This is a genomic window from Candidatus Bipolaricaulota bacterium (assembly GCA_021159055.1).
In the GTDB taxonomy this organism is placed as follows: domain Bacteria; phylum Bipolaricaulota; class Bipolaricaulia; order UBA7950; family UBA9294; genus S016-54.
Window position 1 is genome coordinate 12,764 of record JAGGSO010000008.1, and the last position, 23,186, is coordinate 35,949.

The 23,186-nt window shown below is 61.4% G+C and carries 22 protein-coding genes and 2 tRNA genes; 14 read left to right on the forward strand and 10 right to left on the reverse strand.

Annotated elements, in window-relative coordinates; genetic code table 11:
* Positions 1-22: 22 nt before the first annotated feature.
* The 3 genes from J7J55_00420 to J7J55_00430 are packed head-to-tail and all read right to left on the reverse strand — an operon-like array spanning position 23 to position 4,826.
* Positions 23-1,477, reverse strand: coding sequence for an extracellular solute-binding protein (locus J7J55_00420; GenBank protein MCD6141181.1), 1,455 nt, complete (start codon positions 1,475-1,477; stop codon positions 23-25).
* Positions 1,478-1,527: 50 nt separating this feature from the next.
* The gene (locus J7J55_00425; GenBank protein MCD6141182.1) at positions 1,528-3,813 is read right to left on the reverse strand and encodes a glycosyltransferase family 4 protein; all 2,286 of its coding nucleotides are present in this window, start codon (positions 3,811-3,813) and stop codon (positions 1,528-1,530) included.
* On the reverse strand, positions 3,810-4,826 hold the full coding sequence (locus J7J55_00430) for a glycosyltransferase family 4 protein (GenBank protein ID MCD6141183.1): 1,017 nt from the start codon (positions 4,824-4,826) through the stop codon (positions 3,810-3,812). The genes J7J55_00425 and J7J55_00430 overlap by 4 nt, the downstream gene beginning before the upstream one ends.
* 101 nt (positions 4,827-4,927) lie before the next feature.
* Here J7J55_00430 and J7J55_00435 point away from each other — a divergent pair, with 101 nt between their 5' ends.
* Both J7J55_00435 and J7J55_00440 read left to right on the forward strand, forming a co-directional pair.
* Positions 4,928-6,271, forward strand: a complete 1,344-nt coding sequence (locus J7J55_00435) for a phosphomannomutase/phosphoglucomutase (GenBank protein ID MCD6141184.1) — start codon at positions 4,928-4,930, stop codon at positions 6,269-6,271.
* Positions 6,272-6,283: 12 nt separating this feature from the next.
* A complete protein-coding gene (locus J7J55_00440) occupies positions 6,284-7,354 on the forward strand; it encodes a mannose-1-phosphate guanylyltransferase (GenBank protein ID MCD6141185.1) in 1,071 nt (356 codons plus the stop codon).
* On the opposite strand, the gene glmS is transcribed toward J7J55_00440, so the two are convergent.
* On the reverse strand, positions 7,341-9,158 hold the full coding sequence (gene glmS, locus J7J55_00445) for a glutamine--fructose-6-phosphate transaminase (isomerizing) (GenBank protein ID MCD6141186.1): 1,818 nt from the start codon (positions 9,156-9,158) through the stop codon (positions 7,341-7,343). The two genes, J7J55_00440 and glmS, sit on opposite strands and share 14 nt — an antisense overlap.
* Positions 9,159-9,234: 76 nt before the next feature.
* On the opposite strand from glmS, the gene J7J55_00450 reads away from it, so the two are divergent.
* Positions 9,235-9,714, forward strand: a complete 480-nt coding sequence (locus tag J7J55_00450; protein MCD6141187.1) for a bifunctional nuclease family protein — start codon at positions 9,235-9,237, stop codon at positions 9,712-9,714.
* Here J7J55_00450 and J7J55_00455 read toward each other — a convergent pair.
* Complete coding sequence (locus tag J7J55_00455) at positions 9,711-10,556, reverse strand: hypothetical protein (GenBank protein ID MCD6141188.1); 846 nt, start codon at positions 10,554-10,556, stop codon at positions 9,711-9,713. The genes J7J55_00450 and J7J55_00455 overlap by 4 nt on opposite strands.
* Before the next feature lie 78 nt (positions 10,557-10,634).
* On the opposite strand from J7J55_00455, the gene J7J55_00460 reads away from it, so the two are divergent.
* The 10 genes from J7J55_00460 to J7J55_00505 all read left to right on the forward strand — a co-directional run bounded on the left by J7J55_00460 (position 10,635) and on the right by J7J55_00505 (position 16,800).
* Entirely contained in the window at positions 10,635-11,828 is a 1,194-nt protein-coding gene (locus J7J55_00460) for a phosphoglycerate kinase (protein MCD6141189.1), read from the forward strand.
* A 40-nt stretch (positions 11,829-11,868) separates the two neighbouring features.
* Positions 11,869-11,940, forward strand: a tRNA-Gly gene (locus J7J55_00465).
* 40 nt (positions 11,941-11,980) lie between these two features.
* Positions 11,981-12,595, forward strand: coding sequence for a uracil-DNA glycosylase (locus J7J55_00470; protein MCD6141190.1), 615 nt, complete (start codon positions 11,981-11,983; stop codon positions 12,593-12,595).
* Positions 12,567-13,043 carry a tetratricopeptide repeat protein gene (locus J7J55_00475; protein ID MCD6141191.1) on the forward strand — a complete coding sequence of 159 codons (477 nt, stop codon included), beginning with the start codon at positions 12,567-12,569 and terminating at the stop codon, positions 13,041-13,043. The genes J7J55_00470 and J7J55_00475 overlap by 29 nt, the downstream gene beginning before the upstream one ends.
* Before the next feature lie 72 nt (positions 13,044-13,115).
* The gene (locus J7J55_00480; GenBank protein ID MCD6141192.1) at positions 13,116-14,873 is read left to right on the forward strand and encodes a translation initiation factor IF-2; all 1,758 of its coding nucleotides are present in this window, start codon (positions 13,116-13,118) and stop codon (positions 14,871-14,873) included.
* 6 nt (positions 14,874-14,879) lie between these two features.
* Positions 14,880-15,164 (forward strand): DUF503 domain-containing protein, encoded by a 285-nt coding sequence (locus tag J7J55_00485; protein MCD6141193.1) that lies wholly within the window; start codon positions 14,880-14,882, stop codon positions 15,162-15,164.
* Positions 15,161-15,529 (forward strand): 30S ribosome-binding factor RbfA, encoded by a 369-nt coding sequence (gene rbfA, locus J7J55_00490; protein MCD6141194.1) that lies wholly within the window; start codon positions 15,161-15,163, stop codon positions 15,527-15,529. The genes J7J55_00485 and rbfA overlap by 4 nt, the downstream gene beginning before the upstream one ends.
* On the forward strand, positions 15,510-16,160 hold the full coding sequence (locus J7J55_00495; GenBank protein ID MCD6141195.1) for a hypothetical protein: 651 nt from the start codon (positions 15,510-15,512) through the stop codon (positions 16,158-16,160). Before rbfA ends, J7J55_00495 begins: the two co-directional genes overlap by 20 nt.
* Positions 16,157-16,681 carry an inosine/xanthosine triphosphatase gene (gene yjjX, locus J7J55_00500; protein ID MCD6141196.1) on the forward strand — a complete coding sequence of 175 codons (525 nt, stop codon included), beginning with the start codon at positions 16,157-16,159 and terminating at the stop codon, positions 16,679-16,681. The genes J7J55_00495 and yjjX overlap by 4 nt, the downstream gene beginning before the upstream one ends.
* A 42-nt stretch (positions 16,682-16,723) precedes the next feature.
* Positions 16,724-16,800, forward strand: a tRNA-Pro gene (locus J7J55_00505).
* Positions 16,801-16,829: 29 nt separating this feature from the next.
* On the opposite strand, the gene J7J55_00510 is transcribed toward J7J55_00505, so the two are convergent.
* The 5 genes from J7J55_00510 to J7J55_00530 form a co-directional block, all read right to left on the reverse strand.
* The gene (locus J7J55_00510) at positions 16,830-18,005 is read right to left on the reverse strand and encodes a hypothetical protein (protein MCD6141197.1); all 1,176 of its coding nucleotides are present in this window, start codon (positions 18,003-18,005) and stop codon (positions 16,830-16,832) included.
* 53 nt (positions 18,006-18,058) lie between these two features.
* Positions 18,059-19,303, reverse strand: coding sequence for a metallophosphoesterase family protein (locus J7J55_00515; protein MCD6141198.1), 1,245 nt, complete (start codon positions 19,301-19,303; stop codon positions 18,059-18,061).
* A 13-nt stretch (positions 19,304-19,316) separates the two neighbouring features.
* Positions 19,317-20,246: a sugar ABC transporter permease gene (locus tag J7J55_00520; protein MCD6141199.1), complete on the reverse strand. Its 930-nt coding sequence runs from the start codon at positions 20,244-20,246 to the stop codon at positions 19,317-19,319.
* A gap of 50 nt (positions 20,247-20,296) precedes the next feature.
* Positions 20,297-21,526, reverse strand: coding sequence for an ABC transporter substrate-binding protein (locus J7J55_00525; protein MCD6141200.1), 1,230 nt, complete (start codon positions 21,524-21,526; stop codon positions 20,297-20,299).
* Between the two features lie 106 nt (positions 21,527-21,632).
* Positions 21,633-22,472 (reverse strand): carbohydrate ABC transporter permease, encoded by an 840-nt coding sequence (locus tag J7J55_00530; GenBank protein MCD6141201.1) that lies wholly within the window; start codon positions 22,470-22,472, stop codon positions 21,633-21,635.
* 85 nt (positions 22,473-22,557) lie between these two features.
* Here J7J55_00530 and J7J55_00535 point away from each other — a divergent pair, with 85 nt between their 5' ends.
* On the forward strand, positions 22,558-23,157 hold the full coding sequence (locus J7J55_00535) for a thymidine kinase (GenBank protein ID MCD6141202.1): 600 nt from the start codon (positions 22,558-22,560) through the stop codon (positions 23,155-23,157).
* Positions 23,158-23,186 lie beyond the last annotated feature (29 nt).

Genomic DNA, 23,186 nt, shown 5'->3' on the forward strand with positions numbered 1-23,186 from the left:
CCGCAGCTTACTGCGGGGCGCGTCACTCTCTTTTCCCCGCTATCAACGCGCGCACGATCTCCCGCGCGCGTGCCACCGCATCCTCCGGGGACATCCGGCGGGAAAGGGCATTCTCCACCATCAGCTGGAACTGTTCCGAGACCCGGGCGTACTCGGGGATATCGAGCCGGGGCTGAGCGTGAGGGAGGAGCTCGGCCACCCGCCGGGAGAACCAGCCGACCGCAGGATCCAATTTCCGCACCACCGAGAGGAGGGTGGGGCTGCGGCCGGTCTTGGTGCAGAACTCGCGCATCAGAGGGGGGCTGACCACCTGTTTCAAAACCGCGAGCGCGGCGAGCGGGGCCCGCGACTGGCGGAAGATGACGTACACCATCCCTCCGGCGACGGTGGCGGTCCTCCCGCCCGGGCCGGCTGGGACCGGGATGCAGCCGACCCGGGTGCGGAACTCCTCCTCATCCCATCCCGATACCTCCTGGAGCAACGGCTTTTCGTAGCTTCCTCCCACCGCCAGCACCGCCTCTCCCGCGGCGAACATCCGCGCCGCTCGGTCCCACGGGTACTCGACCACATCCGGTGGGACGACGCGATAGCGATGGACCAGGTCGACGAGGAACGACACGGCCCGGACCGCTCCCTCCCCGAGCCCGACGCGCCCGTCCCGGACTAGCCATCCTCCGGCCGACCACAGGAACGGGAGGAGCTGATAGGTGGTGGTCTCCCCGGCTGCTCTTCCCCCAGCGAAGACGAGTGGAAACTTATAGTCGCGCTTGAACCGGGAGCATACCCTGACCAGCTCATCCCACGTCGTCGGCGGAGCGAGCTCAGCAGCGGCGAACAGGTCCTTCCGATACCAGATCACCGACACGTTCGCCTCGGGCTGGGCTCCGTACAGGTAACGGGAGCGTGGGTTGACCAGGGCCGGGAACAAGTCAGCCTTGAACCGCTGCGCCCACTCCGGATCGAGCCGGTCGAGCGGGGTGAGGAACTGCAGGTCGGCGAACTCCGGGACCCACGGCCAGTCGATCAAGGCGAGATCGGGAGCCCGTCCCCGTCCGACGGCGGAGAGGATGTTGGCGTGCAGGTGCGGCCGCCCGAGGACCTCTACGTCCAGCTTGATCCTCGTCCCGCCCGCGGCGGAGGCGAGGTTGGCCGCCCGACGGAGGGAGGGGACCCAGTGCACCTCAGGGAGCAGTACCCGCACCGTGACCGCTGCCTCCTCCTGACTGGAGACAAACGTCCCGCTCCCCTGCTGGCGGTACAGGTACCCCTCCTGGGTCAGTTCGGCGAGGGCCTGGCGTACCGAGGTGCGGGAGATGGAGAACCGCTCGCACAACTCGTACTCCGTCGGGATCCGCTCCCCGGGCTTGAACTCCCCCTGCTCGATCTTCTCTCGGATGATCTCCTTCAGCTGGCGGTAGATCGGGGTCGAGGACCCCTTGATGATCGTGTGCCGCTCGTCCGCACACATTCCGGACATCACTCCCTTCGCCGCATCACTTTACCGAACCTGTACCGAAATTTCATTGCTCACCCGATGCGTCGTGCGTTCAACAGCTTATGGCGGCGCTGGAGGGCGATCAGCCAGGAGATGGTCGACTCCGCCCCCTGGTTCATGTTCACCCCGGCGGAGTGGAGCCCGTCCCGGCACCCTCCGGTGTGGAGGTCGACCAGGGCCTGATGGACGTCGTTCTGCCCGAGGAACCAGTTGAAGCAGAGCTCGATGTCCCGCCGCCAATCGGTGTCCTGCGTGATCCGATAGGCGTCGTAACACGCATCGATCAGGGCCGCCGCCTCGATCGGCTGCTGGTCGAACCTCGCCCGCTCTCCTCCCTTGCGGAACCAGCCGTTGTTCCCGATCACTGACAGGTGCCCCTCCCGCTCGTTCGTCTGCACGCGCATCAGCCACCGCAGGGCACGCAGCCCCATTTCCTCCCACTCCTCTCGCTCCAGTGACCGGCCGGCGACAATGAGAGCATGGGGAAGGCGAGCGTTCCCGTAGGTGACAACCTCCTCGTTCCACGGCCAGTCGTCGGTCGCGTTTGCGACGAACGTCCGCCACAATCGATCCCCAAGCTCCTCCAGGATCCGCTGCGCTTCCCTGTCCCCTCCGAACCGTTTGAGGTACGAGACGAGGCCGAGGATCGAGTACGCCCACGCACGGGGGGAGGTGAATTCCGTGCATGCGGGGAGGGCGAGCTGGAACAGTTGGGTGGTGAACCCGAGGATCTCCTTGCTCGGGGCAACAGCGATCGCTTCTCCCAGCCCCCACAGGGTCCTCCCGTGTGAGTCCTCCGAGCCGACCGCATCGGTGAACCGGCGGTCGAACGACATGAAGTTCCGTACCCGCCCGGTTTTGCGGTCAAGCGCGTAGTGGACGAACGACAGGTAGCGAGCGATGAGGGGGAGCACCGTTTCGTCCTTGAACAGCTCCCAATTGCGGACCGTCACCACCACCGCGCGCGCGTTATCATCGGTAGTGTAGCCATAGACCCGGTTGGGGATGGTGAAGATCGAATGCTGATAGATCCCGGTGTCGTCGGTCAGGGAGCGGAGGTGATCGAGCCTGACCTCGGGGAGGGAATGCCATTCCTTGTGTTGCTTGCGCAGCCGCCACCCGACCGTCGACTTCCGTCGCTCCTGCAGCGCCTGGTCGAACAGAGTGACATAGGCGCTCGCCACCTGCGGCCAGATCATCCGTCGTCCGAACTCGTACGCCCGTTTCCGCATCGCGTCCCGCGCCGCCCGGTCGCGCAACAGCCGGCGCAGGGCATCGGCCATTGCGTTGGGATCCTGGAACGGAACGAGGATCCCGCGCCCGTCGGCCAGGAGCTCCTCCGCGTACCAGTACGGGGTCGAGACGATCGCCTTTCCGCACGCAAGAGCGTAGGTCAGGGTCCCAGAGGTGATCTGCTCTTTGGACTTGTACGGAGTGAGGTAGATATCAGCGGCGACGAGGAACTGAATCAGCTGGCGCAGGTTGACAAACCGATCGTGGAAGATGACATGCCCCCCCAACCCCTTTTGCTCCACCAGCCGCTCGAGTGACAGGCGGTACTCCTCCCCGAATCGCCGCTTCACCTCGGGGTGAGTCGCCCCAAGGACGATGTACAGGAGATTGGGAAACTCGTCCACCAGCTGTCCCACCGCCTCGATCGCCGTCTCGATCCCCTTGTTCGGGCTGAGGAGTCCGAACGTGAGGATCACCTCCCTCCCCGCCGCCTGGAACTGGTCCTTGGTGTAGGCCGGATCGAGGAACGGAACGTCCGGGGCCCCGTGGTGGATGAGGGTGATCTTCTTCCGCGGGACTCCGTAGATGTCGACAAGCATCTCGATCGCCCGCTTCGCCATGACGACGACGAACGTGGATAAGTCGCACACCGCGCTCAGGGTCTCCCGCTGCCCTGGGGTGGGGGACTGGAGGACGGTGTGCAGGGTGGTGACCACCGGCCGGGTCAGGTTGTCGAGGAGGTGAAGGACGTAGTCCCCGTCCTCACCCCCGAAGATCCCGTACTCGTGCTGAAGGCAGACGACCTCGGTGTCGGACAGGTTGATGAAATCGGCTGCCTTCTTGTAGTCATCCCGCCGCTGGGTCTGGATCTCAAACTGGACCTCAGGCCCGTAGTTGTACGCCCCGAGCCGGTGGCTCAACGCGACGATCCTCACCGCCTCGCTCTCCCCGAGCGGTTCCCCGATAAACTGAGAGATCGCCTCGGCAAGGGATTGGGTGAACGTTCCGATCCCGCACTTCCGCGGGGGATAGGTGCTGATAAACGAGGCCTGCACCGGCCGTATCGCGTGGTTTTTCTTGATCATTTTATTCCTCCCAGGATCTTTTCGTACACCTCGAGGTAGCGCTCCACCATCCGCGCTTGGGTGAAGCGAGCCTCCACCCATGCACGGCAGTCCCGCCGCGCGAGTTCTTCCACCTCCGCGACCCGCGCCGCCGCGGCCTCCCAATCGGGGACGAGGAACCCAGTCACCCCATCCGCGATCAACTCGGGCATCGATCCCCGCCGGATCGCGATCACCGGAGTGCCGCATGCCATCGCCTCCACCACCGACAGCCCGAACGGCTCATCAAAGTTGATCAGGTGGAGCAACGCGCGGGCTCGCATCAGGAGATCGTACTTCTCCGGCGGCCCGACCGGCCCGATGTATCGCACCTGCTTCCCGTCGACGTGCGGGGCCACCATTCTCCGGAAGTACTCCTCGTCCTGCACGATCCCGGCGATGATCAACGGAAGGCCGGTCCGGCGAGCGACCTGGATCGCTTCGTATGTCCCCTTGTCGGGGTGGATCCTCCCGAGGAAGAGGAGGTAGTCCCCGTGCGCGGCGGAGAACGGGTAGTCGGCGATCGGGATCCCGTGATAGACGGTGGCGATATAGTCGAGTTCGGGGGCACGATCGGCATTGCTGATCGAGACGTAGTATGTCCTCTGATTGTACTTGCGGTACACGGGCAGGATCCTCGGGGAGGAGAACCCGTGGATCGTGGTGAGGACCGGGGTGGAGACGAGCCCGGAGTAAGTGAGGGGGAGGAAGTCGAAGTGGTTGTGGATCAGGTCGAACTCGTCAGCGTGTTCGAACACCTCCGCGATGTGTAGGCACTCCCATACCTTGGGGTCGAGTGATCGATCCTCGGAGTAGGGGCGAGGGCAGACCCAGCGCAGCTTGGCTGCGGTCACGGAGTCACCGGTGGCAAACAGGGTCACGTCGACCCCGTGAGAAACGAGGCCCTCCGTGATCAGGCTTGTCACCCATTCCCACGGTCCATAGTGGCGGGGTGGGGTGCGCCAGGATATCGGCGCTAACATCGCGATCTTCATCCGTTCACCCCCTTTATACAGTATACCCCGAGCGGCAGTCCGATTAAACTGCGGTTGCGGACGGTCTCATCCCTCGTTACCATCGCTCGCGATGGAGGTGAATCGTGGATCGCTCGATATTCAAGGCGTACGACATCCGGGGGACGTACCCGGACCAATTGGACGAAGAGGCAGCGTATCGGATCGGTCTCGCGTTCGCGACAAGCGGATTGATCTCCGGAGATCCGGTTGTGGTGGGCCGCGATATGCGGAAAAGCTCCGATGCGCTCTTCTCCGCGCTCGCCCGCGGCCTGACCGATGGGGGGAAGAACGTGGTCGACATCGGCCGGGTCACCACTCCGATGCTCTATTTCGGGGTGAACGTGCTGAACGGGGCCGGCGGGGTGATGATCACCGCCTCGCACAACCCGGCCCGCTACAACGGGTTCAAGCTCGTGCGCGAGCAGGGGATCCCGATCAGTGCGACGACGGGCCTCGCCGAGATCGAAAACCGGGCGCTGGAAGGCGCGGCACCGACGGGGAAGAAGGGATCCGTCCGCCAGGAGAGCGTGGAAGATCGATACGTGGAGTTCTTCCGCCAGCGCTTCTCCATCTCCCGCGACCGCAAGACGATCATCGACACCGGGAACGGGATGGTGGGAGCGATCCTCCCCCGGGTGTTGGCGACACAGGACATCCCGTACAACGGCCTGTTCTTCACCCCGGACGGTGATTTTCCCAATCACGAGGCCAACCCGCTCAAGGAGGAGAACCTGGAAGACCTGCGTCGGGAGGTGCAGGCGAACCCGGGGTCGGTGGGGGCGGCGTTCGACGGGGATGGCGATCGGGTCGCGTTCATCGACGAAGACGGGAATCTGGTGCGCGGCGATCTTTTGACCGCGCTCATCGCCTCCCACCTCCTGGACGAGCGCGGACCGGGAACGATCATCTACGACCTGCGCTCCAGCCGGGTCGTCCCGGAGATAATCGAAGCGCACGGTGGACGACCGATAAAGACGCGCGTCGGGCACTCGTTCATCAAGGCGTTGATGCGCAAGGAGAAGGCGCTGTTCGCCGGCGAGCTCTCGTTCCACTTCTACTTCTCCGATTTCTTCTACTGCGAGAGCGGAATCCTCGCCATGTTGACGGTGCTGAAGCTCCTCGCCGACACCGGTAAAGAGCTCAAGGCGCTGGTCGCTCCCCTGCGCAAGTACGCGCACTCCGGCGAGATCAACTTCCGGGTGCGAGATCAGCAGGCGGCGATGGACGCCGTCGCCGCGCGGTTCTCCGACGGCGAGATCAGCCGCCTCGACGGACTGTCCGTCGATTATCCCGATTGGTGGTTCAACCTGCGGCCGTCGAACACCGAGCCGCTCCTGCGGCTGAACGCAGAGGCGAATTCACCGGAGCTACTCGCCGAGAAGCTGAACGAGATCGAAGCGGTGCTGGCCGAATTCACCGCTTAGGGAGGCAACGACATGGAATTCGCAGTGATCATGGCAGGTGGACGGGGTGAGCGGTTGTGGCCGTTGAGCACCCCGGAGCAGCCCAAGCAGTTCCTGCGGCTGTTCGGGGAGGAGACGATGCTGCAGGCAACGGTGAACCGCATCCTCCCCCTGATCCCGTGGGAGAACATCTATGTAGTCACGAGTGAGCGGCACGGTTCATTGGTCCACGAGCAGCTTCCCTCCCTACCACCGGAGAACATCATCACCGAGCCGATCGGACGGAGCACCGCCCCGTGCATCGGGCTCGCCGCGACGCTGATCTCCCACCGCGACCCGCACGGCACGATGGTCGTCCTGCCCGCCGATCACGTGATCCGCGCTGAGGACCGGTTCCGCAAGCTGATCAAGACCGGATTGGGCATCGCAAGCGACGGGGAGCATCTCATCACCCTGGGGATCACCCCGCGGCATCCGGCCACCGGCTACGGCTACATCCAGGGCGGGGAGGTGGTCATCGAAACCGAGGGGATAAGGGTGCTCCGGGTGGAGCGGTTCACGGAGAAGCCGGACTACGAGACCGCGGTCGAGTTCCTCAACCAGGGCGGCTACTTCTGGAACAGCGGCATGTTTATATGGCGCGTGGACACCATCCTGGAGGAGATCAGGGAGCACCTCCCGGACCTCCACGCCGGGCTGAGGAAGATAATGGACTACATCGGCCGTCCCGACCATCGCACCGTCCTGGCGGACGTCTACGCGGCGCAGGAGTCGATCTCCATCGACAACGGCGTGATGGAGAAGAGCACCCGCGCGCTCGTCATTCCCACGGGAGAGATCGGCTGGAGCGACGTCGGTGACTGGGCAGCGTGGGCGGAGCTATTCCCCCGCGATGAGGCGGGGAACGTAATTCAGGCGCAGCACGTCGGGATCGATACGCAGGACAGCGTGATCCTGTCCCGTAGCACCCGAACCGACGGGCGGGTGATCGCCACGCTCGGGGTGTCCGATCTCGTCATCATCGAGACTGACGATGCCGTTCTGGTGATGGATAAAAACCGCGCGCAAGAGGTGAAGCGGCTGCTGAAGCTCACTCGACCGTGACCGTCTTCGCCAGGTTGCGCGGTTGATCGACGTCGGTGCCGCGGCGGACGGCGATGTGGTAGGCGAGGAGCTGGAGCGGAACGGTATAGACCGCCGGGAGTTCCAACCTGCCGGATGCCGGGATCGGAAGGACATGATCGGCGATTCCGGTTAAAACTGGGTCATCGGGGCGGTCGGTCAGGGCGATCACGATCCCGTTACGCGCCTTAACCTCCTCGATGTTGGAGAGGACCTTTTCATAGGCGAAGCTCCCCGTCACCAAGACCACTACCGGCATCCGTTCGTCGATCAGCGCGATCGGTCCGTGCTTCATCTCCCCGGCCGGGTAGCCCTCGGCGTGGATGTAGGAGATCTCCTTGAGCTTGAGCGCTCCCTCAAGGGCGATCGGGTACAGCGGGCCGCGCCCGAGGAACAGGAAGTCGCGTGCGGTGTAAAACCGTTCCGCCAACTCGGCCACTGCCGGCTCGAGGGAGAGGGCAGCGGCAATCCGACTCGGGAGCGCGGTTAACGAGTCAATCAGGGGTTGTTCCTTCTCCGGGTCGAGGCGTCCGCGGGCCGCGGCGAGGCGGAGCCCGAGGAGGGAGAGGAGCGCGAGCTGGGCGGTGAACGTCTTGGTGGCAGCGACTCCGATCTCGATCCCGGCACGGGTGTAGGCAACTCCGTCGGCCTCCCGTTCAATCGCCGATCCAACGGTGTTCAACACCCCGATCACCCTCGCCCCGCCTTCCTTCGCCCTGCGTACCGCCATCAGGGTATCGACCGTCTCGCCGGACTGGGAGACGGCGACAACGAGGGTGCGGGGGCCGACCGGCACGGCACGGTAGCGGAACTCGGAGGCGATCAGGGAATGAACCGGCACCCCGAGCAACTCCTCCCACTGGTACTCGGCGACGAGCCCGGCGTGGTAGGCGGTCCCGCAGGCGACCAGGTAGACACGCTCGAAGTCGGTCGGAAGCGCGGGAAGCTCGGGGAACGCGATCCGTCCCGCGGCGAGCTTCTCCCGCACCGTCTCTCCCACCGCGCGCGGTTGCTCGTGGATCTCCTTCAGCATGAAGTGCTTGTATCCGCCCTTCTGAATCGAAAACGGATCGCTCGTCACCGCTCGCAGCCGCGGCGCGACCTCCGTCCCATCTGGAGAGAAGACGCGCAATCCGTCCCTCCGCACCTCAGCTATCTCCCCGTCCTCGAGGAAGGCCACCTCATTTGCCTCTCCCAGGATCGCCGGGATGTCGGAGGAGACGAAGTTTCCCTCATCGCCCTTCCCGATGATGAGCGGGCTTCCCATCCGGGCGACGATGATCCGGTCCGGGTCGTCCTCGGACAGGACGGCAAGCGCGAACGCCCCTTCGAGCTCGCGAACCGCGGCCTGCACCGCGGCGAGGATGTCGCCCTCATCGTGCTCCTCGATCAGGTGGGCGAGGACCTCGGTATCGGTCTGGGAGCGAAACGAATGACCGGCGGCGATCAGCCGGTCGCGCAACGGGCGGAAGTTCTCGATGATCCCGTTGTGCACGACCGCGATCTTCCCACGGCAATCGAGGTGCGGGTGCGCGTTCTCCTCAGTTGGAGGGCCGTGCGTCGCCCAACGGGTATGACCGATCCCAACCCGGGCGGATATCCCCTGCGGTAGAACCTCCCCGCTGAGTTCATCCACCTTTCCGGCACGCCGGAACACAGTCATCCGCCCCCCGACAATGAGGGCGACCCCGGCCGAGTCATAGCCGCGGTACTCCAGGCGCTTGAGCCCGGAAAACAGCAGCTCTACGGCGTTTTTCCTTCCTACATATCCGATTATTCCGCACATAGCCCTATTGTCTTACGCCGTCCGGGCTGCTATAATGAAGCGCCAACGGTCAGCTTAAGACCAAAGGAGAATAACGATGCGAGAGGCGGAAATCAAGGCGCTTTTAATCGATCCGTTTAACAACGCTCCGGTGGTCCTGCTCAAGGACCTCCATTCCAGCAAGGCGATGCCGATCTGGATCGGAGAGTCGGAGGCGATGTCGATCGCCCTCGGCCTGCAACAGGGGAGCTTCCCCCGTCCCCTTTCTCACGACCTGATGAAGGAGTTGGTTGAGGCCCTGCAGGGACGGGTGGAGAAGATAGTGATCAGCAACCTGGAGGAGGGGACGTACTACGCCACCATCTCGCTGCGCCGCGCCGACGGCGAACTGGTGGAAGTGGATGCCCGCCCATCCGATTCCCTTGCCCTCGCCTTGAGGGTGGGAAGCCCTATCTACATCGCCGATGATGTATTCGAGGCGTCCGCGATCGAATCTCCGTTCGCCGAGGAGGATGCATTTCAGGATTTCGTCGACTATCAGATGAACCTCTCGCAGTTCAAGAAGTTCATCGGTTAGCCGTGTATCACCTCGACTCCGCGCGGTAGGGCGAGGATCTCCTCCGGGGTGAGGCCCTGGTTCAGGTTGAGTCGCTCCACTTCGATGCTCGTCTTCCGTTGCCCGTCGGCGAACGTCACTACCTTGCGCACAAGGAAGGTCTCGGGATCGATCCATACCATTCGTACGAGTTCCCCTGTCCTTGCGTCGCTTGCCTCGAGGATAAATCCGCCTTGAATCGAGCTGAGCCCTCGTTCATCCACCAAGGCGAAACTCTTGTTGACGAGTCCAGCGGCGCCACCTCCAGTGAAAACGGAGTACGGGGCGCGCTCCACCCTACCCGAGATCGTCTCCGCCAGTTCGAGCGGGGAGCGGAACAGTCCGGCGTCGAAACCGACCCCGCCGCGCACCACCTTGAGTCGGATCTTCCCCGCCTTCCAATCGGAGTCGAGTCCCTGCAAGGTGAGGGTAGCGAGTCCGAGTGCGGAGAGGGGGAACCCAGCCCAGCGTTTCACCACGATCAGCTCCTCCCTCGGAATGTAGTGAGAGATAAGATCGCGGCTGACGGTGAATAACTCATCCCGTACTGTATCCGGACTGAGATAGCGAACGGAGAGGGCCTCTTCGGTTCCGGACACGAACCGAACGAGCATCCGGGTCGGAGTAGGCACTCCCTCCTCTGTCACCGAGACCACCGCTTCCAGATCCTTTACCCGGGTAAACGCTGTCTGCACCCGCCAGATCAGACCGTCCGGGTGCATTGGGTCATGCTCGTTCATCATGTACTGATCGATGGCAACGACCCCAACGATCAGGCTGACAAAGATACCGATTCCCAGAAGGATTAGGTTTTGACTGTTCATCGAGTATGATTATAATTGCATAAAGATGGGCATGCAATCGGGCGCAATCGGAACGAAAGAGAAGGAAGGAGGACAAAGATGGGTGGGCTGCTGAGCGGACTGCGGAAGGTGCAGGATGCGGACGTCGCGGGAAAGACGGTGCTCGTTCGAGTCGATTACAACGTGCCGTTGAGTGAGGGGAAGGTGGCAGACGACGCGCGGATTGCGGCGTCCCTCCCTACGCTCCGTTTCCTCCTCGAGAAGGGGACGAAGATTGTTTTGATGAGCCACCTCGGCCGGCCTGAGGGGAAGGTCGTCCCTGAGCTCCGGCTCGATCCAGTGGCGGACAGGCTCGCGGAGCTGATCGACCGGCCGGTACGGAAGCTCGATGATTGCATCGGGGAGGAGGTCGAAGCTGCGATTTCCGGGGGCGGCATCGGGGATATATTCCTCCTGGAGAACCTCCGTTTCCATCCGGAAGAGACGACGAACGAGCCGGGGTTCGCCCGGAGCCTCGCCGCGCTCGGCGAACTCTACGTGAACGACGCGTTTGCCACCCTGCACCGGGCACACGCCTCCACTGTCGGCGTCGCCGATCGGCTCCCGGCCTACGCTGGACTCCTCGTGCAGCGGGAGATCGAGGCGTTATCAAAATTGACGGATAACCCAGCGCGGCCGTATCTGGCGATCATCGGGGGGAAGAAGGCGCGCAGCAAGCTGGGTGCACTGCGCGATCTGCTGGACAAGGTCGATGAGATCCTGATCGGGGGAGGAGTGGCGTTCACCTTCCTCCGTGCTGCCGGAGCCGAGGTTGGGAATTCGATCGTGGATGACGATCTGCTCGATGACATCAAGGAGTTGATCCGTGCCGCGTATGACTCCGGAGTGAAGATCCTCCTCCCGCGTGACGTCGTGATCGGGCGAGAATTGAGCCCCACCGCTGAGACGGCGACGGCGCGAGCGGACAAGATTCCGGAGGGGTGGATGGGACTCGACATCGGTCCGGAGACGATCGAACTCTTCCGCACGGAAATCGGGAAGGCGAAAACGATCGTGTGGGCCGGTCCGATGGGGGCGTTCGAGTTTCCCCCGTTCGCCGCTGGGACGCGGGCGATCGGGGAGGCGCTCGCCGCGGCGGATGCGTTCACCGTAGTCGGAGGAGGAGAGACCGGAGAGGCGGTGAAGAAGCTCGGGGTGGCGGACGGGATCTCTTACATATCCACCGGTGGTGGAGCCTGCCTCGCCATCCTGCGGGGGAAGAGACTCCCCGCCCTGGAGGCACTGCGGGAGTGAGTTGCCGATCTCCGGGCTCACTGCTATAATGATGGATGTTGCGGGCATAGCTCAGGGGTAGAGCATCAGCTTCCCAAGCTGAGGGTCGCGGGTTCGAATCCCGTTGCCCGCTCAAGCAGGTCAGGACCCCCGGAAGAAGAGGAAGGAGGGGGATGGACCAACTTCTGAGGATCTCGCACGCAATCACCCTAAGCAGCCTTGAGGCCCGCGTCAAGGGGTGTACCAAATGCCCGTTGAGCGCGTCGCGGACCAACGTCGTGTTCGGAGAAGGGAACCCGCATGCGGCGGTGATGTTAGTCGGTGAGGGACCGGGAGAGGTCGAGGATCAAACCGGCCGTCCGTTCGTCGGGCCCGCCGGCCAGAAGCTGACGGAGGTGCTCGCCTCGGTTGGAATCAGTCGGGATGAGGTTTACATCACAAACGTGGTTAAATGTCGCCCGCCGGGGAACCGCGTCCCCACAAAGAAAGAGATGGAGGCATGCTGGCCGTACCTCGAGGCGCAGATCGCGCTGATCAAACCGGGGTTGATCGTAACGCTGGGGAATACTCCTACACAATGGTTTGTGCCAACCGCGGGCGGGATAACCAAGGTACGAGGGACGTTCCTCCCGTGGCGCGGTGGGATTCAGATCTTCCCCATGTTCCATCCGAGCTACCTGTTGCGCAATCCGTCGCGGGCAAAGGGGAGTCCCAAGTACCTGACGTGGCTCGATATAAAGCAGGTGAAGAACTGGATCGATGAACACGCAAGGACCGAAGACGCTTGAAGAGCAGAAGTCGTTTGTGGAGGATGCTCTAACCCGAGCGGAGGAGCACCGCAAGAGGAAGGAATTCAAGGAGGGGATCTCCCTCCTGGTGGAGGCGCTCCGCTACGGAATCCAGAAGGAGACGATCTACTTCCGCCTCGGGAACATCTACATCGACGCCGGTGATCTATCGCGGGCAGAGTATGCGTACAAGCGAGCCCTCGAGGTCGATCCTCATCATGTAAACGCGATGCACAACCTGGCAGTGGTGTACAAACGCCAGGGGAAGATCTCCCTGTTCGTGAAGACGTACAAGAAGGCGCAGCGCATGGAGCTTCGCCGTCCCCGGAACGTCCCCCTCACTCCGGAGGACAAAACGCGGTTGCGTCGCCTCGGGCTGCGCTGGATGGCCGCTATCTTCACCGGTTTCATCGTCCTCGGGGCGATCCTCTACCTCATCCTGCGCTGAACCCCTTCCGGTTTGATGTTGCTGTCTCAATCGAGTATAGTCTTACGTCGTTTACCACCTAAACTTGAAGGGATGCCTGTGACGAGAAAGAGGATTTACACTATAGCTCATGAACTCGGGATCACCAGCAAGGAGCTCATCCAGAAGCTGGAGGAGATGGGAATGCCCGGGCTCAAGGCGGCAAACACGGTCGACGAAGAAGAATACGCGTTGATCGTCAACCTGTACAAGGAAGAAACCGCTCCGCCCAAGAAGGAAGAAAAGCCGCAACAGGAAGCAAAGGCAAAGGAAGAAGAAGCGGCACCAACAGCAGAAAAACCACAGAAAAGAGGAGTTCCACGCCCTCCGATCGTTTCCGTCCTCGGGCACATCGACCACGGAAAGACGACCCTCCTCGACGCGATCCGGCACTCCCGCGTGGCGGCGAAGGAAGCCGGTGGAATCACGCAGAAGATTGGGGCGTATCAGGCGGAGATCAACGGGCAGAAGATCACGTTCATCGACACCCCGGGGCACAAGGCGTTCACCGGGATGCGGGCCCGGGGGGCGCAGGCGACCGATATCGCCGTCCTCGTCGTCGCCGCTGATGACGGGGTGATGGCCCAGACGGTAGAGGCAATCGACCACATCCGCGCCGCTGGGATCCCGATGATCGTGGCGATCAACAAGATCGACAAGCCGAACGCGGACGTGACCAAGGTGATGAACGACCTGGCCAAGCAGGGACTTACCCCGGAGGATTGGGGCGGAGACACGATCACTGTTCCCATCTCTGCCCTCAAGGGGGAGGGCATCGACGATCTGCTGGAGATGATCCTCCTCGTCGCTGAGATGGAGGACATCCGTGCCGAACCGAATGGTCCGCTCGAGGCGATCATCATCGAGAGCCACCTCTCCAAGGGGCGGGGACCGGTGGCAACGGCGGTGATCCGCAATGGAACGCTGCGCGAGCGAGACTGCATCGTCGCCGGGACCACCTACGGTCGGGTGAAGGCGTTGATCGACGAGACCGGAAAGCGCGTGCGGGAGGCGGGGCCGGGGAAAGCAGTGGAGATCCTCGGGCTAGAGGAGGTCCCTCCGGTTGGTACAAAGGTCGAGGTGGAGAAGAACCTGAACGCGGCGAAGCGGCTCGCCGCGGCCCGGCAGACGGCGGCGGCCCGGCCGCGCCGATCGCGGGCGACAATGTCGGTGGAAGACCTGTTCCGCGAGGCAGCGGAGGAGGATAAACTGCAGCTCATCGTCAAGGCCGCGTCCACCGGAGCGTTGGAAGCAGTCCGGCGTGAAATCGAGGGGATGTCCGGGGACGAGGTGAAGGTGGAGTTCATCCACACCGGGGTAGGGACGATCTCGGAGAGCGATGTCCTCCTTGCGGCGAGCGTGACCGGGAACTGTCTGATCATCGGGTTCGGGGTGAAGCCCGATCCGAAGGCCGTCCGGTTGGCGGAGCAGGAGGGGGTAAGCATCCTCACCTACGACATCATCTACGACCTGCTCGATGAGATTGAACGGGCGATCAAACGGATACTCGGTCCGGAATACAAGGAGGTTCGGCTCGGCGAGGCCGAGGTGCGCGATGTGTTCAAGGTTCCGGCCGGGATCGTCGCCGGTTGCTATGTAACCGACGGGAAGATCGTTCGCAACGGGAAGGTGCGGGTGATGCGAAACGGTGCTGAGGTCCATACCGGGGAGATCGCATCGTTGCGGCGGTTCAACGACGACGTACGCGAGGTGCAAGCGGGTCGCGAGTGCGGGATCCGGATCAAGGACTTCGAAGACGTGCGCATCGGCGACCGGCTCGTCGTCTTCACGGTGGAAGAGGTACAGTCCTGAACAACAATGAAGGTTGGGGTCCTTACCCTGGTCCTCCGGCTCCCGGATGCCGGATCGCTCAAGGAGAAGAGGTCGATTCTGCATGGGTTGATCGCCGCGGTATCTCGCCGGGGGCCGGCGTTCGCCGCGGCTGAGGTAGGAGACCTCGACGCCCACGACCGGGCGACGATCCGGATCGCCCATCTGTCGAACGATCCCCGCTACACCGACGCTGCCCTGCGCCGGCTGCAGGCGAAACTCGAGGACGGACGGGGATACCTAGTGGAAGAAGCGAGATTGGAGATCCTATGAACGACGGACGGGCACATGCGCGGTTGTGCGCTGAGATCAAGCGCGAGGTCTCCCAGATCGTCGAATTCGAAGCGCGCGATCCCATCCTTCGCGACGCCATTCCGACCGTGATGGCGGTAAAACTCTCGGTCGACGCCCGCTACGCCAAGGTGTACGTTGCCCTTGCTCAAGGGACGCGGGAGGAGAAGCTTGAGGTAATGGCTGCGTTCCGCCGCGATCGCGGTTTCTTCCGCACTGAGCTCGCCCGCCGCCTCTCCCTCCGTTACACCCCGCAGCTGGAGTTCATCCTCGATGAGACCGTCGAACGGGCGATTCGGTTCGAGCAGATCCTCTCCCGCGAAGACGATGAACTCGGCCTGGTTTAAGCGCATCATCCGCGCATCACTGCTCGATCCGTATCTGATCGGGACTTCATTCGCCTTCTCTGCAGTCTTGTTCTTCGTCAACCAGCAGGCCAACCTGTACGACATCCAAAACCCGAACTGGGTGATCACGATGGGAGTCCTTATCCTTGCCTCTCCGATCGCCCACTCTCTGTTCCTCGTCCGCGCCCGCGCCGTCCTTGGGCACGGGACCGGATCGCTTCGGGACGGGATCGAGGCGAGCGCGACGTTCTATCCCCGCCTCGTCCTGGGGGAGATCGGGGTGAGCCTCGCCGCCGCCGCCGGATTGTTCCTCCTCATCCTCCCCGGGGTGTACATCGGGATCCGATTGAGCCTGTACAAGCAGGCCGTCTTGTTCGATGGGAAGACCGTGCGGGAGGCACTGCAGGAGAGCATGGTCCGCACCGCGTCTTGGCCGGTGATCGGGTGGATCCTGCTCGTCTTATCCGTCATCTACGGGATGGAGATCCTGATCGGATATCTGGTGTACCTGGCCGGGGCGTCTTTCCCCACCGGCGTGGGAATCGCCATCGCGATCGTCATCTCCGCCGCCGGCTTTTCGCTGCTGAACGCGTTCCTCACCGCGGTCTACCTCGAGCGGGGGGAGGGATGAGGATCCACGTCGGCACGGAGAACCCACTCAAGACCGATGCAGTCGCCGCTGCGTTCCGTGCAGCATTTCCGGATTCCCGGATCGAAGTCTCCTCGATCCGGGTTCACTCCGGGGTGCCGCCGCAGCCGTTCGGAGAGGAGGTGACTGACGGAGCGATCGCCCGCGCGAAGGGCGCGCGCGGTGACGCGGACTTCGGGGTGGGGATCGAAGCAGGGCTCGTCAGGCTGCCGCGGCTGGATGATTACCTGAACCTGCAGGTGTGCGCGATCATCGATCGGGACGGAAGGATGACGGTGGGGACCGGACCCGGGTTCGTTCTCCCCCCTTCGCTCATCTCCGCCCTCCAGGCCGGTTCCACCCTGAATCGAGAGATGAGCCGCATCTCAGGGATCCCCGAGATCAAAGCGAAGAGCGGTGCCGTCGGCTACCTCTCCGCCGGGGTGATCGACCGGTTCGAGATCACCTACACAGCGGTACTGATGGCTCTGATTCCCCGGATCCGGCCCGAACTCTACCGGTAGGTGTTGTCAACCACGCGGGTGCGTGTTACTATAAAGGGCGTACGGGACGTGGCGCAGCCTGGTAGCGTGCTTGCATGGGGCGCAAGAGGTCCCCGGTTCAAATCCGGGCGTCCCGACCAGTGTAACTAGGCCGGTCGACACCGGCGGTTTATCTTTCTCCGAGTGTGAACGAGTCGATCGGGCGTCCCTCCGGGGAAAGATGGACCTTTCCGTCGTATACGCTTCCCACCGGGATGACCTCCACCCGCATGATCCCGCCGGCGGCCGTCACCCGAATGTAGTGCAGCATCCCGTAGCGGCGAAAGACCGTACCGCTTGCGGTCGTTTCCGGGACAGCATCCAGCGGTGCCCCTCCTCCCCCGGTTACGAGGTAGTGGATCCCATCCACGTAGAGGTGCTCATAGGCGTGCACCTGGCCGCTCATGACGAGCCGTACCCCATACTCGTGGAACAGCGGGACCCATGCGTCCCGCAATGCGGTATCCGCCCCTCCGGTCAGGCTCGAACTGTAGATCGGCCGATACGTGAAGACGACAATGAATTTGGCGTTCGAACCCGCAAGGTCGGCCCTGAGCCATTTCGTCTCCGCCTGCAGGGTGTCCCCGGTGGCGGTGGCGTCAAGTCCGATGAGGTGCACGTCTCCGTAGTCGAACGACCACCACTCCTCGTTCTTCTCCCCGCCTCCGGCCGGAAGGGGAAAAACGTCGTAATAAAGCGGATCTTCACCGACGCGGTCGTCCGGGACGACGAGGTAGGGATGATCACGTACGAGCCCGTCCGCGGCCCAGAACAGATTTTGGAACCGGACTGTACTCGGTTCTTCCACGATCTCCCCCACGTTCACCACGAACGCGGCGTCCGGTTCATTCCGATTCATCACCGATGCGACGAACTTGTGTCGATCGGGAAGGGTGGAGGTCCCGCCGTAGACCAGGAACGAGAAGTGGGAGAGGTCAGGCCCGGCGGTGGTGAACCTCCCGATCGGACTCTCGTATACCGCATCTCCCTCGTAGATCACGAGCTGGTAGCGGTAGGCGGTGGCGGGTGCGAGGTCGCCGAGGCGTATCTCGGCGATCCCGGAATGGGGCGCGAACGACAGGGTATCCTCCCAGCCGCCCGTCGCTTCGTAGTGAGCAGCGGTGGAGTAGCGCACGTCAGCCCCGACCGGGCGTGACGTATTCCACGACATCGCCACGAAGTCGTCTCCGATCGCCCCGAGGACAGGTCCCCACAGAAGCGGGCTTTCTTGCTGCCCGAGCGCACTCCATCCGCCAGTCAAAACGACCGCCACGAGAGCTACCGCGACCGCTGCGAATCTGTTCATCGTCCTTCCTCCCTGTGAAGCCACTCCATTCTCTCACAACGGTGGTTCGGCCGTCAACTTCCCACCGGAGCGGAAGCGGTCTGGGGCGCAGAGATGGTGATGGAGTCGAATGGCTCGGGCGGAAGCGGGGTAACGGCCTCATTCTCCACCTTTCCCACTGGGACCATCGCGATCTCCGCCTGATCCCCGGTGATCGTGACGCGAACGTAGTGAAGAAGCTCAGCGCGCTTCACTGAGCCTGAGATGGGGGTATCCACAAACCCGTTCAGCGGTGCCCCGCCGCCCCCGGTGACGATGTAGTTTACCCCGTCTTCAACCAATCGCTCGTAGTTATGACAGTGCCCGCAGAAGACCGCTGTCACCCCATATTCCTTGAATATCGGGTGCCAGAGCTGCCGCAGTCCGGTGTTCCCCGGCGAGTATTCCCGGTCAGATGTGAAGAGAGGATGGTGGAAGAAGACGAAAATGAACCGCTCCCCCCGTTTCCGAGCCGCGCTGAGGTCCGCCTTCAGCCAAGCGATCTGATCGCGGTTTAGCTTAAACCCATGAGGAAGAGTAAGCACGTTCGTATCGAGTCCGACGAGATGCACAGTCCCATAGTCGATGCTCCACCATTCCTTATTCCCTCTTCCTCCCCCGGGCGGAAGGGAGAAACCCTCGTAATACTGCGGCGAATTTTGCTCGTGATTGCCGAGGACGGTAAGGAAGGGGGCGTCATCGGCCAACGAGGATATCGCACGGAAGAACCGATCATCCCATAGCGCCTCTACGCCACCTGATTCCACCAGATCGCCGGTATGCACCACGAAGCGGGGATGGTCGTGTGCCATCGCTTGGATCACCATCCTGTGTCGATCGGAATAGGTGCGGGTGTCTCCATAGACGTCGAAAACGAACCGATCCAGATCTGAAGAGGCCGTCCAAAATTCCCCCACCTCGCTCTTCCTCGAACTGAGCCCGGCCTTTATCTCCACCTGGTAGGCATACTCTGTGTCCGGTGCAAGCCCGGTTAACGGGACATGATAGACATAGTTGTCCGTGGCGGAATCAGCGGTGACGGAGACTGTTGCAGTGAACTTTCCTGTTTTCTCGTACTCCTTTTGCGGGCCGAAGCGGACAACCGCCGGAAACGGACGATCCAGTTTCCAGCTCACCATCATCGTAGTCGTTGGGTCAGCCCCGAACCCTAGATACGGACTGCGTACGAACGCAGGAGGCGCAGGCTGATGCAATCCGATCCCAATGAGAAGCAGGATAATAATCGCACTCAGGGCTATCCAATCCTTCCAGGTATGCACCCTGCGTCCCTCCTTATTGGTAGAACACCCAGCGCTTGCTCAGCCGCATTTGGATTAAAGTGATGATGAAGATGATGACGAACAGGATGTTGGCCACCGCCGCCCCTCTTCCGAGGTGCCACTGTCCCCATGCCGTGTTGTAGAAGTAGATCATCACCGTCATCGCGGAGTGCAGCGGTCCTCCTCCCGGGCCGGACCACAGGATGTATATTTCTTGGAATACCTTAAACGCCCCAATGATTGAGATGATGAACACGAAGAACGTGGTCGGGGAGAGGAGCGGGAGCGTGATATAACGGAACTTTTTCCATCCCGTTGCTCCATCGACCTCTGCCGCCTCGTAATACATTTTATCGATATTTTGCAGCCCGGCGAGGAATATCACAACATCAAACCCAAGGAAACGCCATATTCCCATGAGGATCACCGCCGGCATGGCGAACTGGGGTGTATTGAGCCAATCGATCAGCTGGATGTGAAATAAGGTGTGGAGAAAATAGTTGAGGAGTCCGTAATCGCGGTCGTATATCCACAAAAACACCATCGACGCTGCCACCGTATTCGTCACGTACGGGAGGAAGAACGCGGTGCGGAAGAAAGAGCGCCCCTTGATCTTGGAGTTGAGGAGCACAGCGATGAACATCGCCAGCGTCATCGTGGGGATGACGTTTCCAAGTGCATAATAGACCGTGTGCCACAACGAAAGCCAAAAGAGATCATCATGGAATATTTTTATGTAATTCTCCCAGCCAACGAAGACCGAGTTGCGGAATTTCCAATGGTAGAAGCTGATCCAGAAGGCTTTAATAAAAGGATAGAAAGTAAAAGTTCCCAATATAACCAATGCGGGCAACAAATAAAGGTATGCCTGCGCTGTATCGCGCCAGAACTTAGGACTGCGATACCGTTCCAGATTCCTTACGGATAAAGGTCTTTTCTTCATGTGATATAAGCGTGCGGGGGAGGGGGATATCCCTCCCCCGCGTGTTACGCCTATTCTCCTAAGTACTCGGTATCGATTTCCTGCGCCGCAGCGTCCAGGGCTTCCTTGGGGGTCGCCTTGCCGAGCATTACCTGCTCGAAGGCGGTCGCGATCGATTGCCGGATGTTGTACATGTTCGGATGATGCGGGTAGACGAACCCGGCGAGGGCCATCTGACCGCTTGCCTCCGCCTCCGGATGCTGAGTGATGAACTCCTTCCACTCATCGGAAGCGACCACGGACTTGCGAATCGGCAGGTAGCCGGTCTCCTCAGCCCACTGAAGCGTCGCCTCCTTGGAGATCAGGAATTTCGCGAACTCAATGGCGGCATCCCGCTGTGCTTGAGTTGTGCCCAGCTGGAACACGCCGATGTTCGTCCCCTGAATTATGCCGTCCCCGTTCTTCGGGCCAGCCGGAAGGGCCGCGGTCATCCAACCGTGTTTCCCTTCACTTGCCTTGGCCACGTACGGAGTCCCAGCAGATGAACCGATGTACATCGCCACCTTACCATTCCCGAACGGACCGGAGAGGTAACTCGTCTGATACAGGCTATACTGTTTCAGGTTGAGGAGGTACTCCATCGCCTGAATCCCCTCCGGGGAGTTGATCAGGCACTTGGTCATGTCGTCGTTCAGGATCTTCCCACCGGCCTGGTGGAAGAAGTTGATGAAGAACTCGGTGTACGGTCGGATCCCAAACCCGTACTGATCGGGAGTGCCATCGCCGTCACTGTCCACGGTGAGATCCTTCGCCGTCTGCAGGAGCTCATCCCAGGTCTTGGGCGGGTTCTTGACAAGGTCGGTGTTGTAGAACAGGACCATCGCCGACTTGTTGAACGGGAGGGTCATTAGGACTTTCTCTCCGTTCACTACATAGGTATTCGAATCAATAAACGATTGTGGAATATCGTCGATTACGTCCTGTGAAATCGATGGTCCAAGCGGGACGAGAGCGTCCGCCTCGATGAACTTCATCGTCCAATCCTCGTACATCTGCGCCATCACCGGCGGGGTGCCAGCAGCCACCGCGGACAACAGCTTCTGGCTTAGATCTCCATAGTGTCCCTGATAGACTAGCGTAACTTTGATATCAGGATGTGCCTGCATGAACTCATCGGCAAGCGCCTGCAGGGTCGGCTGATGCCCGCTCGACATCGCATGCCAGAACGTTATTTCAACTTGATCCGCTGCTCCGGTCACCACCGCTCCGAACACCAGCAGTGAGAGGATCGCTACGAACATTAGACTCTTCCTAAGCATGAAAATCACCTCCGTAAGATCTTTGCCTCACTTCTTGGTCGCCTTTTGCATTCTGTATTTTTTTAGTATCACCTCCCTGTTTATCGAATTATTTCAAGCCGCTCCTGGCTATCCCCTGGATGAACTGCTTCTGGGCTACGAAGAACAGGATCAGTATCGGAAGCATCGCCATGAACGAGGCGCTCATCAGAAGTTCGTAATCTGTGCCCACGTCCGAGCGGAAGAAGGACAATCCCACTGGGACAGTGCGCATGTTCGGATTGTTCGTCATGATCAACACCCACAGGAATGCATTCCAACTTCCGATGAACTTGAACAGGGCTACACTGGTAATCCCAGGACGGGAAAGAGGGACCATAATCCTCCACAGAAACCGCAGTCTCCCGCACCCGTCGATCCGTGCCGCGTCCCACAAGTCATCCGGAATGGTCATAAAGAACTGGCGCAGGAGGAATATCCCAAACACCGAGGTGATCCACGGGATGATGAGCGCGTAGTAGGTATCGATCCAATGCAGGCGCGTCATCAGGATGAAGTTGGGGACGAGGAGCATCTCCCCTGGGATCATCATTGTCCCTAAAAATGCGAGGAATAACGGTTTTTTGCCGAAGAAATCCATCTTGGCGAACGCGTAGGCAGCGAAGATCGTGGTGACCACCTCGCTCACGGTGGTTGCGATCGCGATGAAAAAGCTGTTGAGGAAGTAACGACCGAACGGTGCCGCGTTCCACGCCTTGACGAAGTTGCTCCATTCAAAGTGAGAGGGGATCCATTTGGGAGGCATTATCAAAACTTCGTTCGCCGGCTTAACCGCGGTGGAGATCATCCACAGGAAGGGGAGGATCATCACCGTTGCCCCGAGCAGCAACAGGAAATACGTCGTAAATAGATAGACGCGCCGTTGGATCACGTAAGAGTATCCCTGCATCATCCCACGTGCCTTCAATCTCCCCTCCTTGACCTAGTATACTCCGCTTACCCCTGAGGGGGCAAATATCACGTAGGGAGGGACAATGGTAGGACGGTTGGAAGTGATCACCGGGTGCATGTTCTCCGGGAAGACGGAGGAGCTGATCCGCCGCCTTGAGCGGGTGCGGATCGCCCGCGGGAAGATCTTGTTGTTCAAGCCAACGATCGACAATCGCTACAGCGATACGGCGGTGGTGACCCACTACGGCCGTGAGTTTCCCGCCCACCTTCTCCCCCCGGGCGAGGAGACGCTGGAAACGCTGCTCGAAATAGCGGGCGAGGAAGCGCTTGCGGAAAGCACGGTGATCGCGTTCGACGAGGGGAACTTCTTCTCGGACCGGTTTCCGGGGCTGTGCGAGGAACTGGTCGAGATGGGGAAGCGGGTGATCGTCGCCGGACTCGATCTCACGTTTGCCGGGGAGCCGTTCGGCCCGATGCCGACATTGATGGCCCTCGCTGATCAGGTGGACAAGCTGCACGCGGTGTGCGTTAAGTGCGGGGCGCCGGCGACCCGTTCCCAGCGCTTGATCGATGGAAGGCCCGCCCCTCCGGACGATGCGGTGATCAAGATCGGTGGGCAGGAGGTGTATGAAGCAAGATGCCGGAACTGCTACGAAAAAGGCGATTTCAGTAAGACAACTTGACAGGATTGGAAGATGTTGATAGGATTGAG